We start from the raw sequence: 12,225 nt of genomic DNA on the forward strand, positions 1-12,225 counted from the left end.
CGAGAGCCTTATCGGAAAGGCCGTCCGCTATATGGGTTTGCCATGCATCGCTTCCAACAGAGTCTGAGCCGCCTCGCTGTCTTGCTATTGCTGATCGCGGCGCCTTCCCTCGCTCATGCCGCCTCGTCCGACGGCGAGGCCGATACTGCCGTGCAGGTGGTAGCCTTCGGCGACAGCCTGTCGGCGGGCTATGGCGTCGGCCCGGGCGAGTCCTTTCCGGAGCAGCTCCAGGCCGCGCTCAGGCAGAACGGCTATGACGTGAACGTGATCAACGCCGGCGTATCGGGCGACACCACCAGCGGCGGCCTCGCCCGTCTCGACTGGTCGGTGCCCGAAAATACCGATCTCGTCATCCTCGAACTCGGAGCCAACGATGCGCTGCGCGGCGTCGCGCCGAAGATCGCAGAGACCAATCTCGACCAGATCCTGAATCGGCTCGGCGAGCGGCAGATTCCGGTGCTTTTGACCGGCATGATGGCGCCGCCCAACATGGGCGAGGACTATGCCAAATCGTTCGACGCCATCTTTCCGCGCCTCGCCGAAGACCACGACGTCGCCTTTTATCCGTTCTTCCTCGACGGCGTCGCGGCGGACCCGGCGCTCAATCAGGCCGACCACATGCACCCGAACCCCGCCGGCGTGAAGATCATCGTCGAGCGCATCCTGCCCGCGGTGACCAAGCAGCTCGACGAAATCATCGCCGCCGCCGCCGGGTGAGCGGCGCCCATTCCATCTCCGGCCAAACTTTCCTGTGTATTGTTCACCAGACGGATCGAGGCGTTTACCTTTTGCAGGCGTTCATCCTTGAACCAACGCTCGCCAGATGGAACTCTCGACGCTGCACGTGATTCGAAGCGGAAGGAGCCTCCAATGCCGCGACTTTTCACCGCTGTCGAAATACCGCGCGACGCCGCGCTTTCGCTCTCCTTCCTGCGCGGCGGCCTGCCCTCGGCCCGATGGATCGAGCCCGAAAACTACCACCTGACTCTTCGCTTCATCGGCGACATCGAGGCCAGGCTGGCCGACGAGGTGGTCGCGGCCCTCGATCGGGTCGAACGCCCGTCCTTCACCCTGGCCTTGCGGGGCGTGGAGGTGTTCGGTTCGAAGAAGCCGCATTCGCTCTATGCCGGCGTCGAGCCCTCACCTGCGCTCGATGCCCTGCAGGCCGATATCGACCGCACGCTGCGCCGCCTCGGTGTCGCGTCCGATCAGCGCAAGTTCACGCCGCACGTCACCATTGCGCGGCTCAAGCAGCCGAAGCCGGAAGAGCTCGCGCGCTATCTGGCCGGGCGCGGAAACTTCCGCACGGCGCCTTTCACGGTCACCCGGTTCGGGCTGTTCTCGTCGAAGGATTCGGTCGGCGGCGGCCCCTACATCCTGGAAGAGGCCTATCCTCTGACAGCGGCGCGAGCAGCCGAGACCTGGCCGGTTGACAGCGACGAAGTGCCATTCGCCAGCGCCGGATACGGCCGTTAGACGGCGACAGGAGTTGCGGGCGTCCGGGCTTGCCGAAGGTGGGCGCGGCAACCATCTTCTCGTCCGAGAGCACGAGGAGAACAGGCGATGGACAGCACGAAGCTGGGCGAAATTCTGGTGCCGGGCTCGCCGGAAGAGCAGGAACGGCAGGAAAGCCGCATCCGCTCGTCCTTCTTCGACACCGTCCGGCGTGCCCTGCGCTATATCCCGTTCATGGAGGACGTGGTCGCCGCCTATTATTGCGCGATCGATTCGGAAACGCCGACGGCGACCCGCGGCATCCTTCTCGCCGCCCTCGCCTATTTCGTCCTGCCGGTTGACATCGTTCCCGATTTCCTGTTCGGCCTCGGCTTCACCGATGACCTCGCGGTGCTATGGGCGGCCTTCAACGCCGTGCGACAGAACATCCGGCCGGAGCATTACGAGCGGGCTCGCGAGGCGCTCGGCGACCTTCGCCGGTCGGCTTGAAACCCCACCCAAGCTGGATTCGGTCTGGATATCGCCTCGGCATCGTCAAATTCTCGCCAAGTTGTTTCGTTCACTCCGCAAACGTGGGACGAGGGTGTTCGACGCCGTCCCGCCGGGCTTTGCATGCTATTGCGACCGATCCTGAAAGGGTGCACGAGCGTGCAGCCGAATTCGGTTTCCGTTAACCTTGGATCAATAGAGTTAATGGAAAATTCGCGAGGCTGCGCCGTCCAGCGGGCGACGACTGACAGCATCCAGACGAGCGAAAAGCAAACGAGCGGGGAGCCATGTCCTTGAAGAAAATCGTGACGGCAACGGCGGCTATACTCACTCTGTCGAGCGTCGCGACCGCAGCGCAGACGCCGACACGGATGAACCAGTTCAATTACTGGGGCAGCTATTCCTACGAGAACAACGGCGAGAAGATCTGCTACATCCTGTCGACGCCGACCAAGATGGAACCGGCGAGCGTCGACCACGGCGACATCTTCTTTCTGGTTTCGCAGAAGCCCGGACAGGGCATTTCCTATGAGCCGCAGGTGGTGATGGGCTATCCGTTGCGCGAAGGCTCCAAGGTGACCCTCGACGTGGACGGCAAGAAGTACTCCATGTTCACCAAGGGCGAGTCCGCCTGGATGGAGAACGCGGCGGAGGAACCGCAGCTCGTCACGGCGCTGAAGGCCGGCAGCACGCTGCAGGTGGACGCGACCTCCCAGCGCGGCACGAACACGCACTACACCTATTCGCTGTCCGGCGTGACGGCGGCGCTCGACTCGATCCAGAGCTGCAAATAATCACGAGCGGCCCGGCCGCGACGATCCGGCGCCGGGTATCCCGGCGCCGCGATTTTTTTGTGCGGTCCACCCTGTCGAATCCGGTCGTTCGCCCCGCGTCCCGCCGGGACGTGGGTGGTGCCCTCTTGCCTCTTGGGCTGGAAACGCTCATTTGAACGCGCAATAGCCGTTCAACGTTCATCCGCGCCTTGCAAGAGAATCCATGGCCGTATCCATCGATCTCGCCACGCCCGATACCCGTCCGCAGCCGCCGCATGCGGCTTTGCCAACGCGCGCGCCGGAGAAGCCGTCGCTGATCGGCCTGGATCGGATGGGACTGGCACAGGCGCTGCGCGACATCGGCGTGCCGGAAAAGCAGGTGCGCATGCGTGTCGCCCAGCTCTGGCACTGGCTCTATGTGCGCGGCGTCGCCGAGTTCGGCCAGATGGCGAACATCGCCAAGGACCTGCGCCAGAAGCTCGACGACCACTATTCGATCGCACGGCCCGAGATCGTCGAGGAAAAGATTTCGACCGACGGCACGCGCAAATGGCTGTTCCGCTTTCCCTCCCGCGGCGCCGGCCGGCCGGTCGAAATCGAGACGGTCTACATTCCCGAGGAAGGCCGGGGCACGCTTTGCGTCTCCAGCCAGGTCGGCTGTACGCTGACCTGCACCTTCTGCCACACCGGCACGCAGAAGCTGGTGCGCAACCTTTTGCCCGACGAGATCGTCGGCCAGGTGCTGATGGCGCGCGAGCGGATTGGCGACTTCCCCGATCAGGACACGCCCGCCGGCGCGATCGTGCCGAGCGAGGGCCGACTCGTCTCCAATGTCGTGATGATGGGCATGGGCGAACCGCTCTACAATTTCGACAACGTCAAGCAGGCCCTGGCCGTGGTGTCGGACGGCGAGGGCCTGTCCCTGTCGAAGCGCCGCATCACGCTGTCGACCTCGGGCGTGGTCCCGATGATCGGCCGCGCCGGTGACGAGATGGGCGTGATGCTCGCCATCTCGCTCCATGCCGTCAACGACGAACTGCGCAACGAACTGGTACCGATCAATCGGAAATACCCGCTCGAGCAGCTACTTTCGGCCTGCCGCGCCTATCCGGGCCTGTCGAACGCCAAGCGCATCACCTTCGAGTACGTCATGTTGAAGGGCATCAACGACTCCATGGCGGACGCCAAGGAGCTGGTGCGGCTGCTCAAGGGCATTCCGGCCAAGATCAATCTGATCCCGTTCAACCCGTGGCCGGGAAGCCCCTACGAGTGTTCCGACTGGGACCAGATCGAGCTGTTCGCCGACTATGTGAACCAGGCCGGCTACGCCTCGCCGATCCGCACGCCGCGCGGCCGCGACATCTTTGCCGCATGCGGCCAGCTGAAGTCGGAATCGGAGCGGCTGAAGAAGACCGAGCGCGTCGCACTCGAAGGCATCGCGATGCCCGCCGACTGGGGACATGAGCACGCCCGGTAAGTTCCTCGCGGAGATGCCGGCCGGCCTGATTCTCAAACGCATCGGGCTGGTGCTCGGCGGCTTTGTGCTGGCCTATTGGCTCGCGGCCGGGCTCTACGGCGTCGAGATGCTGGCCGATCGCTTGCTAAACGACGAGCGTCGGGTTGACGTGTTGAAGGGGCTGGCCTCCGCCTTCGGCTTCATCCCGATCGTCAGCTTTGGGCTGCCGTTCGTCCTGCCGCTCCTGGCGACCTGTATCGTGCTGGAGGCGACGTCTTATCGCTCCATGATCGGGCATGTGGCACTGGCGGTGATAGTCGGGTCGGACCTCATGCTCTGGTCCAACTTCTTTCTGTTCAACACCCTCCGCGGTCACGGCGGCCCCTTCCTGTGGGAGTCTGTCGCCGAAGCCGCTCCGATCGCTCTCGTCGCGGCGCCCGCCGGCTGGATCTACTGGCGCATTGCCGGGCGCCATGCCTGCGGCTTCGGTCTCAGAACCACATCCCACACATCAACGGCGTCGGAAAAACCCATGGTCGAGGATCGATGACGACCGTCCTGCGCTTCCTGTTCGTCGTTCTGCTCGGCTTCGTGGCCGCCTGTCTGGCGGCGGCCTTCGCGCTGCTCTGGCCGTTCTTCAACGCCGATGCGGCGGCCGGTGCCGGTCCGATCTTCTGGATCGAGGCAGGGGCCACGTTCTTCGCCCAAACCATGATGGTGGGCTCGACGGCTTTCATTCCCTGGGCGATCTTCATGGTCGCGACCGAGTTGCTGGGGGTGCGCTCGCTGCTCCTGCATGCCGCGGCCGGCGCACTGGGCGCCTTTGCCTTCGCGCGGCTGTCCTATGGCGACATGCCGGCCGCGAGCGTGACGATGGCCCTGGTGGTCGCCGGCCTCGTCTTTGCCATGGTCTACTGGCTTGTCGCCGGTCGGGCGGCCGGGCGTTGGCGCGCCGAACAGCCCGACACGGCGGATCGATCCGAACCCGCCTGACCCATTCGTTTCCGGAGGAACCCCCGATGCCCCGCCGCCCGACCGATGCCCGCTCCGCCGCCGAAGCCGCCTTCAAGGCCGCCACCACCAAGCGCGATCGCGCGCCGGAACGCGCGGCCATTCCAAGGGCCAAGGAGATGGTGTCGCTGAGAATCGACCAGGACGTGCTGGAGCACTTCCAGGCGGACGGTCCAGGCTGGCAGGATCGACTCAACGCGGCGCTGCGCGAGGCGGCGGGACTGGAACCGTGATCACCGTCCATCATCTGGAGAACTCACGCTCGCAACGTGTGCTCTGGCTCCTCGAAGAGCTGGAGACGGCGGCGCAGCGGATCGACCTGTCGAAGCGGCCCAATCTTCGCGATTTCCTGGCGCGCATCCATGCGCGTCCCGCCTATGGCCGGGCGCTGGAGCGGGGCGGCCCCTACGCCTACGCCTGAAGCGGCGGTGGTCAGGCCCTGGCGAGGAAGATGTTGATGGCGAAGGCCGAAAACACCGAGGCGAACAGCCAGTCGATGCCACGCATGATCTTCGGCCGGCGCTTCAGCGCCGACGCCAGCCGATCCGCCCCGAGGATCATCAGGCCGGTGACCGGCACCGCCAAAGTGATGAAGTAGATCCCCAGAAAGAACAGCTTGCCCTGCGCGTGCGGATCGCCGGCCGAGACGAATTGCGGCAGGAACGTCACGAAGAACAGGATGATCTTCGGGTTCAACAGGTTGATGCCGACGCCGGTCAGCCAGTTCGACAGCAGCGAATGCCTGCGGCTCGCCTCGGCGTGCAGGTTCAAGGCCGAGCCATGGCGGATCGCCTGCACGGCGAGCCAGACGAGATAGAGGCCGCCGGCCAGCTTCAGCACGAAAAACGCCTGCGGCGAGGCCGCAATCAGCGCCGACAGACCGAAGGCGGCGAGCGAGGTGTGGACGACGACCCCGCAGGCCGCGCCGAGCATGGCGGCAAAGCCCGCAGCCCGACCCTCGGACAGCGTACGGCCGAGGAACAAAGTCATGTCCGGCCCGGGCGTGATGGTCAGCACGAAGGCGGCGAGCGAAAACATGCCGAGCGTGGCGAGATCGGGAAGAAAGGTCACTGGAGCGGCCTACCTCGGCTGATGAGCGACAATGAAGCAAGGGTCTTAGGCCGCCGCGGGTCGTCATGCCACCCGTTTTTCACCGCCCCCGCGCCCACACGCGATAGGCCACCAGCACGGCGCCCGCCGCGATCAGCGCGACGCCCAGCCAGTTCGGCAGACTGAGGCGCTCGCCCAGGAAGACGACGCCGAAAATCGCGACCAGGACGACGCTCATCTTGTCGATCGGCTGGACACGGGCGGCGTCGCCGAGCTTCAGGGCACGGAAATAGCAGATCCAGGACGCTCCGGTCGCCAGGCCGGACAGGACGAGAAACAGCCCGCTCTTCGGCGCGATGTTGGAGAGGCTTTCCCAGCCGCCCGTGGCGCTGAGGATCAGCGCCAGTGCGCACAAAATGACCACGGTGCGAATGAAGGTGGCGAAGTCGGAGCCGACGCCGGCCACTCCCACCTTGGCGAAGATCGCCGTCAGCGCCGCGAAGACGGCCGACAGCAGGGCCCAGAACGGCCAACTGGCCAGAAGAGTTTTCATGTGACCTCGGGCCGCCTTCAGCCGACCGATCCCGCCGACGAATCCGGCACCGGACTATAGGCCGCTCCGTGGTCCCGCTGTCAAAGACCGAATCTGGCCAGTTTGCCGGATCGCGAGCCTTTAGTCGCCGCCGGTCTGGCCGAACCAGACGCCGATCAGCGCCGCTAGCGCGACGACGATGAGGAAGCCGTTGACGGCGAGCAGCAGGAAAGGCGGGATGCGCTGGGTATCCGGCGAGGGTGGCGGCGCACCGGGATAGAGCTGCCGGAAGACGGCGGCGCCGAAGCAGAAGGCGCTGAACAGCACCAGGATCGACCCGGTGGAGATGATCATCCAGTCCGGAACGACGCCTTCGAGCAGCTTCTTGGCGCCGATGCCGCTCGCCATGGCGGCGAGCCCGGTGCGGACCCAGGCGGCATAGGTCCGCTCCGCGGCAAACACCGTGCGATCCGCCGCGAGCTCCGTGCGCCGGTCGGGACCATCCGAGACGTCGGCCATGGAACCTCTCCCTGCTTGTCTCCATGGAAGGCCCCATGGCGCAATCCGTTCCGCCACGGCCGCATATTGTGCTCACCAGCCGTCGGCTCGGCTTTTCATTCTCCCGTTTCCTGGTGTAGGAGCGGAGGGAACCAATCTTGCCGAAAGACATCACACCATGGCTGCCAAGCGCGACGTCAAGAAGGTCGTCCTTGCCTATTCGGGCGGGCTCGACACCTCGATCATCCTGAAGTGGCTGCAGACCGAGTACGGAGCGGAGGTCGTCACCTTCACCGCCGATCTCGGCCAGGGCGAAGAGCTGGAACCGGCCCGGCGAAAGGCCGAGCAGCTCGGCATCAAGGAGATCTATATCGACGACGTGCGCGAGGAGTTCTGCCGCGACTTCGTGTTTCCGATGTTCCGGGCCAACGCGCTTTACGAGGGCCAGTACCTGCTTGGTACCTCGATCGCCCGGCCGCTGATCTCCAAGCGGCTGATCGAGATCGCCCACGAGACCGGCGCCGACGCCATCGCGCATGGCGCGACCGGCAAGGGCAACGACCAGGTGCGCTTCGAGCTGGCGGCTTATGCGCTCGATCCCGACATCAAGGTGATCGCGCCGTGGCGCGAATGGGACTTCAAGTCGCGCACCGCGCTGCTCGACTTCGCCGAGAAGAACCAGATCCAGGTCACCAAGGACAAGGTCGGCGAGGCTCCCTTCTCGGTCGACGCCAACCTTCTGCACTCGTCGTCCGAGGGCAAGGTGCTGGAAGACCCCGCCGAGGAGGCCCCTCCTTATGTCTATCAGCGCACGATCAGCCCCGAGGAGGCACCGGACAAGGCAACGGTCATCGAGATCGGCTTCAAGCAGGGCGACCCGATTTCGCTGAACGGCAAGGCGCTGAAGCCGCACGAACTGCTCGCCGCGCTCAACGATCTCGGCCGCGACAACGGCATCGGCCGCATCGACTTGGTGGAGAACCGCTTCGTCGGAATGAAGTCGCGCGGCGTCTACGAGACGCCCGGCGGCACGATCCTCATCCAGGCACACCGGGCAATCGAGTCGATCACGCTCGACCGCGGCATGGCGCATCTGAAGGACGAGCTGATGCCGCGCTACGCGGAGCTCATCTACAACGGCTTCTGGTTCGCGCCCGAGCGGCTGATGCTGCAGGCGGCGATCGACAAGAGCCAGGAGAACGTCGAAGGCACGGTGCGGCTCAAGCTCTACAAGGGCAACGTCATGGTCGTCGGGCGCGAAAGCCCCAAGTCGCTCTATTCAGAGGCGCTCGTCACCTTCGAGGACGACCACGGCGCCTACGACCAGAAGGACGCCGCCGGCTTCATCCGCCTCAATGCGCTGCGGCTGCGCACGCTCGCCAAGCGCGACAAACAGTAGGGTCGGCCGGCTCGACCGAGCCCCGCTTTCAAACCTGACCGAGGGGCTCGGCAGCTGGTTCCGCGCCGGCCGATGCCATGTTGAGGCGATATTCCTGTTCGACGGCGGAGAGCGACCTCGGACTTCCGGCCGGTTCTCCGTCGGAGCTGCCCGCGCGCATCTCGTTGAGGATCGTCAGGTCCGTCTGGACAGACCCTAAGCCATCGGGTGGGAGAGCTTGAGGCGCGGCGGAGGCTGCAGCGTCGCTTCTGGACGACGTTTGCTGGGTGGCCCCTCCAGCGGCGGTGATCTGCTGTTGAAGGCTGGCGACCAGCGCCTGCTGCTTGGCAACCTCCGCCGTATCGCCGCTCGCCTGCGCCGCCGCCAAAGCCGCCTGGGCCTGCGCGAGCTCGCCTTGAAGAGCTCCCGCACTCGTTTGAGAACTGGCTGCGCTGGTGGATATCAGGCTGGAGGATAGTCCAGTCGTGCTCGATCCGATGGTGCTGACCGACATCGTGGGTGTCTCTCTTGCGGACATGAAACGCCGTGGACGTCGGCTCAGAACGGTATTACGCCGGCGTCGATGGCTACCATCGAATGGTCATGGTTAACGAAAGCCTGCCTTCAGCCCAGTGAATTGTTGCAAAATGTAATCGCTTGACTGGGATGCGTGCTCGTCTTGGCACTGGCGCCTGCAGTCGCCACATTAGACCGAGCACTTACGTCGAGGCTCGCGATGATCCCCTTTTCCGTACTCGACCTTGCGCCGATCCCCGAAGGCGCGGATGCGGCGACCGCGCTTCGGAATACGCTCGACCTTGCGCGCCACACGGAAGCGTGGGGCTACAACCGCTTCTGGCTTGCCGAACATCACAACATGCCGGGCATCGCCAGCGCGGCGACTTCGGTCGTGATCGGTGCCGTGGCGGCCGCGACCCGAACGATCCGCGTCGGCGCCGGCGGCGTCATGCTGCCCAATCACGCACCCTTGGTGATCGCCGAGCAGTTCGGCACGCTGGCGACGCTCTATCCCGACCGGATCGACCTCGGGCTGGGGCGCGCGCCAGGCACCGACATGGCGACAGCCCGGGCGCTGCGCCGCAATCTCGAAGCCGCCGATTCGTTTCCGCAAGACGTCGTCGAGCTGATGACCTATTTCGACGATCCCCAGTCAGGGCAGCGGATCCATGCCGTGCCGGGCAGCGGCACGCACGTGCCCGTCTGGATCCTCGGCTCCAGCCTCTATGGCGCGCAACTCGCCGCCCACCTCGGATTGCCTTACGCCTTCGCCTCGCACTTCGCCCCGGCCGCGCTCGACCATGCGCTGGAAATCTATCGGGAGACCTTCCGGCCGTCCGCCTACGGCCAGCGCCCGACCTTCATGCTGGCGATGAATGTCTTTGCCGCCGACACCGACGGCGAGGGCAAGCGGCTGCAATCGTCGATGCAGCAGGCCTTCGCCTATCTGAGGCGCGGCGGGCCGGGTCCCCTGCCCCGGCCCGTGGACGATATTCAATCGGTGCTGTCGGCGGAGGAACTGGCTCGCGTCTCGGACGCGTTGTCGTGTTCGGCAGCCGGCTCGCCGGAGACGGTGCGCCGCGAGATCACCGCCCTGATCGACCGGTATCGGCCCGACGAAGTCATCATCACGGGGCAGATTCACGATCACCAGGCCCGGCTGAGGTCCTTCGAGATCGCGGCCGACATTTTGCGTTCATTCGGACTAGATAAGGAGGAGGCGGCAGAGTAGCCGCCCCTCACGGGAGAAACGTGCGTCATGCCATGGTCGCTCAGCATCGGAAGGCTGTTCGGATCGGAAATTCGTATCCACATCACCTTCCTGATCCTGCTGGTCTGGGTCGGGGTCTCGGCCTACGACGCCGGCGGCCGGTCTGCGGCGATCGAAAGCGTCGCCTTCATCATCGCCATCTTCGCCTGCGTCGTCGCGCACGAGTTCGGGCATGCGCTGGCGGCCAAGCGATACGGGATCGCGACGCCGGACATCACGCTCCTGCCGATCGGTGGCATGGCGCGCCTGGAAAGGATGCCCGAGCGGCCGCGGGAGGAAATCATCGTCGCGATCGCCGGGCCGCTGGTCAATGTCGTCATCGCCGCGGTGCTGATCCTGGCGCTCGGCGTGCGGTTCGATGCCGAGACGCTGGCTTCGCTCGATAATTCGGCGGCGGGCTTCCTCGGTCGCCTGGCCTCGCTCAACATCTTCCTGGTCCTGTTCAATCTCATCCCGGCGTTTCCGATGGATGGCGGTCGGATCCTGCGCGCCTTGCTGGCGCTCAAGTTCCCACGCGCAGAGGCGACGCGCTATGCCGCGCGGGCCGGCCAGGCCCTGGCTTTCGTCTTCGGTTTCTGGGGGCTGGCGAGCGGCAACGTGCTGCTCGTCTTCATCGCCGTCTTCGTCTACATGGCCGCGGCCAGCGAAAGCTATCAGGTCGGCGTCGAGGACGCCTCACGCTCCGTCTGCGTCCGGGACGTGATGATCACCCAGTTCGAGGCACTGGGGACCGGCGCGACGCTGGCGAGCGCCGCCGAGGCCTTGCTGCGCACCACCCAGCATGAATTTCCCGTGGTCGACGGTGCCGGCCAGCTGCGCGGCATGCTGACGCGCAAAGGGATGGTCAACGCCCTGGCGCGCACCGGCAAGGATACCCCGGTCATCGAGACGATGGAGACCGACATCCCGCTGGTCCGCGGCCATCTTGCGCTGTCGGAAGCGATGAAGACGATGCAGACGGCCGGCAAACCGGCCCTGGGCGTCGTCGACGCCAACGGCCTGTTCAAGGGCTATGTGACGCCCGAAAACCTCGGGGAATTCGTCATGCTGGCCCAGACGGGCGCCATTTCGACGGCTCCGGCCCGCACCGAGGCAGGCCCGTTTTGACCGATTGGCGAGACAGGGAAGCGACTGTCGCCCGAGGACCGTCAGTTGGCCTCCGCCTGCGGAATGGCCGCGTGGCTCTCGCCGGCCCACGGCTGCCGCAACACCGGATCGCTGGACAGATTGAGCCGCATGGTAGCGAGCGCCGAGAGCATCATCTTGCAGGTTTCCTCGTCGAGCCCCGTGGTGGTCTGCTCGTAGACGGCGGTGGCCAGGGGGCGGATGCGCTCGAACACGTCCACGGCCTTGTCCGTCAGGGTGACGATCTTGGCGCGGCGATCGGTCGGGTCGACTTCGCGATGGATGAGTTCGCGCGTCTCGAGCCGGTCCAGATAGGCCGACAGGGTCATCGGCTCGACGCCCATCCGCTCGGCGATCGCCGTCTGCCGCGAGTTCGGAGCACGCGCCACGTGAGCCAGCGCCCGCACCTCTCCCGGAGTCAGATCAAGTCCAGCTTCCATGATCGATTTTTCGAAAGCCTGTCGGAATAGCCGCGAAACGTCCGTCAGCAGAAAACCAAAGGCATTGTTATTGAGGATGAACTCGTTCATGTTTCCTCTTATCTTTGCTTGGGCACAACCGGCCTTTAGTATTAAGTACTACTGCAGATTGCGCCGGGAAAGCCCTTATAATTAACTCGGACAAAACATATCCCAGCCGCGATTTCATAAACCGACGTTAACGCGGTTT

16 protein-coding genes and 1 pseudogene are annotated in these 12,225 nt (G+C 65.0%); 12 read left to right on the forward strand and 5 right to left on the reverse strand.

The genetic code is table 11. The annotated features are described in order from the left end of the window. Positions 1-42 precede the first annotated feature (42 nt). The 9 genes and pseudogenes from SMD10_RS07690 to SMD10_RS07730 all read left to right on the forward strand — a co-directional run. Positions 43-717 (forward strand): arylesterase, encoded by a 675-nt coding sequence (locus tag SMD10_RS07690; RefSeq protein ID WP_331685092.1) that lies wholly within the window; start codon positions 43-45, stop codon positions 715-717. A 153-nt stretch (positions 718-870) separates the two neighbouring features. Continuing rightward, positions 871-1,476, forward strand: a complete 606-nt coding sequence (gene thpR / locus SMD10_RS07695) for an RNA 2',3'-cyclic phosphodiesterase (protein WP_331685093.1) — start codon at positions 871-873, stop codon at positions 1,474-1,476. Between the two features lie 87 nt (positions 1,477-1,563). Then, on the forward strand, positions 1,564-1,944 hold the full coding sequence (locus SMD10_RS07700; RefSeq protein ID WP_331685094.1) for a YkvA family protein: 381 nt from the start codon (positions 1,564-1,566) through the stop codon (positions 1,942-1,944). 287 nt (positions 1,945-2,231) lie between these two features. Then, entirely contained in the window at positions 2,232-2,738 is a 507-nt protein-coding gene (locus tag SMD10_RS07705; RefSeq protein WP_331685095.1) for an invasion associated locus B family protein, read from the forward strand. A 202-nt stretch (positions 2,739-2,940) separates the two neighbouring features. Next, positions 2,941-4,194, forward strand: a complete 1,254-nt coding sequence (gene rlmN / locus SMD10_RS07710; RefSeq protein WP_331685096.1) for a dual-specificity RNA methyltransferase RlmN — start codon at positions 2,941-2,943, stop codon at positions 4,192-4,194. Then, positions 4,178-4,723: a hypothetical protein gene (locus SMD10_RS07715; protein WP_331685097.1), complete on the forward strand. Its 546-nt coding sequence runs from the start codon at positions 4,178-4,180 to the stop codon at positions 4,721-4,723. The genes rlmN and SMD10_RS07715 overlap by 17 nt, the downstream gene beginning before the upstream one ends. Next, complete coding sequence (locus SMD10_RS07720; protein WP_331685098.1) at positions 4,720-5,166, forward strand: hypothetical protein; 447 nt, start codon at positions 4,720-4,722, stop codon at positions 5,164-5,166. Before SMD10_RS07715 ends, SMD10_RS07720 begins: the two co-directional genes overlap by 4 nt. A 26-nt stretch (positions 5,167-5,192) precedes the next feature. Beyond that, entirely contained in the window at positions 5,193-5,417 is a 225-nt protein-coding gene (locus SMD10_RS07725; protein ID WP_331685099.1) for a BrnA antitoxin family protein, read from the forward strand. Then, positions 5,414-5,483: pseudogene (locus SMD10_RS07730) on the forward strand (glutathione S-transferase); the annotation flags it as partial. The gene SMD10_RS07725 and the pseudogene SMD10_RS07730, both read left to right, overlap by 4 nt. A gap of 133 nt (positions 5,484-5,616) precedes the next feature. Here SMD10_RS07730 and SMD10_RS07740 read toward each other — a convergent pair. The 3 genes from SMD10_RS07740 to SMD10_RS07750 all read right to left on the reverse strand — a co-directional run bounded on the left by SMD10_RS07740 (position 5,617) and on the right by SMD10_RS07750 (position 7,285). Next, positions 5,617-6,255 (reverse strand): LysE family translocator, encoded by a 639-nt coding sequence (locus tag SMD10_RS07740; RefSeq protein WP_331685100.1) that lies wholly within the window; start codon positions 6,253-6,255, stop codon positions 5,617-5,619. Between the two features lie 79 nt (positions 6,256-6,334). Continuing rightward, positions 6,335-6,787 carry an EamA family transporter gene (locus SMD10_RS07745; RefSeq protein WP_331685101.1) on the reverse strand — a complete coding sequence of 151 codons (453 nt, stop codon included), beginning with the start codon at positions 6,785-6,787 and terminating at the stop codon, positions 6,335-6,337. A 120-nt stretch (positions 6,788-6,907) separates the two neighbouring features. Further along, the gene (locus tag SMD10_RS07750; protein WP_331685102.1) at positions 6,908-7,285 is read right to left on the reverse strand and encodes a YidH family protein; all 378 of its coding nucleotides are present in this window, start codon (positions 7,283-7,285) and stop codon (positions 6,908-6,910) included. A gap of 157 nt (positions 7,286-7,442) precedes the next feature. Between SMD10_RS07750 and SMD10_RS07755 the strand changes: the two genes are divergently transcribed. After that, entirely contained in the window at positions 7,443-8,663 is a 1,221-nt protein-coding gene (locus SMD10_RS07755) for an argininosuccinate synthase (RefSeq protein WP_331685103.1), read from the forward strand. A gap of 28 nt (positions 8,664-8,691) precedes the next feature. Here SMD10_RS07755 and SMD10_RS07760 read toward each other — a convergent pair whose 3' ends face one another. After that, positions 8,692-9,156: a hypothetical protein gene (locus tag SMD10_RS07760; protein WP_331685104.1), complete on the reverse strand. Its 465-nt coding sequence runs from the start codon at positions 9,154-9,156 to the stop codon at positions 8,692-8,694. 222 nt (positions 9,157-9,378) lie between these two features. Between SMD10_RS07760 and SMD10_RS07765 the strand changes: the two genes are divergently transcribed. Together SMD10_RS07765 and SMD10_RS07770 are read left to right on the forward strand one after the other, a co-directional pair. Further along, complete coding sequence (locus SMD10_RS07765) at positions 9,379-10,392, forward strand: LLM class flavin-dependent oxidoreductase (protein ID WP_331685105.1); 1,014 nt, start codon at positions 9,379-9,381, stop codon at positions 10,390-10,392. A 27-nt stretch (positions 10,393-10,419) separates the two neighbouring features. Continuing rightward, on the forward strand, positions 10,420-11,538 hold the full coding sequence (locus SMD10_RS07770) for a site-2 protease family protein (RefSeq protein WP_331685106.1): 1,119 nt from the start codon (positions 10,420-10,422) through the stop codon (positions 11,536-11,538). A gap of 41 nt (positions 11,539-11,579) precedes the next feature. Here the strand turns inward: SMD10_RS07770 and SMD10_RS07775 are convergent, their stop codons facing one another. After that, positions 11,580-12,086 (reverse strand): MarR family winged helix-turn-helix transcriptional regulator, encoded by a 507-nt coding sequence (locus SMD10_RS07775; protein ID WP_331685107.1) that lies wholly within the window; start codon positions 12,084-12,086, stop codon positions 11,580-11,582. Between the last annotated feature and the right edge of the window lie 139 nt (positions 12,087-12,225).

Origin of the sequence: Consotaella aegiceratis (assembly GCF_036541425.1) — a bacterium.
Taxonomy (GTDB): domain Bacteria; phylum Pseudomonadota; class Alphaproteobacteria; order Rhizobiales; family Rhizobiaceae; genus Consotaella; species Consotaella aegiceratis.

Bases quoted from the DNA above. Each gene is read 5' to 3' on its own strand.
- SMD10_RS07715 (WP_331685097.1), top strand. From the start codon at position 4,178: ATGAGCACGCCCGGTAAGTTCCTCGCGGAGATGCCGGCCGGCCTGATT.
- SMD10_RS07745 (WP_331685101.1), bottom strand. From the start codon at position 6,787: ATGAAAACTCTTCTGGCCAGTTGGCCGTTCTGGGCCCTGCTGTCGGCC.
- SMD10_RS07720 (WP_331685098.1), top strand. From the start codon at position 4,720: ATGACGACCGTCCTGCGCTTCCTGTTCGTCGTTCTGCTCGGCTTCGTG.
- SMD10_RS07705 (WP_331685095.1), top strand. From the start codon at position 2,232: ATGTCCTTGAAGAAAATCGTGACGGCAACGGCGGCTATACTCACTCTG.
- SMD10_RS07760 (WP_331685104.1), bottom strand. From the start codon at position 9,156: ATGTCGGTCAGCACCATCGGATCGAGCACGACTGGACTATCCTCCAGC.
- thpR (WP_331685093.1), top strand. From the start codon at position 871: ATGCCGCGACTTTTCACCGCTGTCGAAATACCGCGCGACGCCGCGCTT.
- SMD10_RS07725 (WP_331685099.1), top strand. From the start codon at position 5,193: ATGCCCCGCCGCCCGACCGATGCCCGCTCCGCCGCCGAAGCCGCCTTC.
- SMD10_RS07770 (WP_331685106.1), top strand. From the start codon at position 10,420: ATGCCATGGTCGCTCAGCATCGGAAGGCTGTTCGGATCGGAAATTCGT.
- rlmN (WP_331685096.1), top strand. From the start codon at position 2,941: ATGGCCGTATCCATCGATCTCGCCACGCCCGATACCCGTCCGCAGCCG.
- SMD10_RS07700 (WP_331685094.1), top strand. From the start codon at position 1,564: ATGGACAGCACGAAGCTGGGCGAAATTCTGGTGCCGGGCTCGCCGGAA.
- SMD10_RS07690 (WP_331685092.1), top strand. From the start codon at position 43: ATGCATCGCTTCCAACAGAGTCTGAGCCGCCTCGCTGTCTTGCTATTG.
- SMD10_RS07750 (WP_331685102.1), bottom strand. From the start codon at position 7,285: ATGGCCGACGTCTCGGATGGTCCCGACCGGCGCACGGAGCTCGCGGCG.
- SMD10_RS07775 (WP_331685107.1), bottom strand. From the start codon at position 12,086: ATGAACGAGTTCATCCTCAATAACAATGCCTTTGGTTTTCTGCTGACG.
- SMD10_RS07755 (WP_331685103.1), top strand. From the start codon at position 7,443: ATGGCTGCCAAGCGCGACGTCAAGAAGGTCGTCCTTGCCTATTCGGGC.
- SMD10_RS07765 (WP_331685105.1), top strand. From the start codon at position 9,379: ATGATCCCCTTTTCCGTACTCGACCTTGCGCCGATCCCCGAAGGCGCG.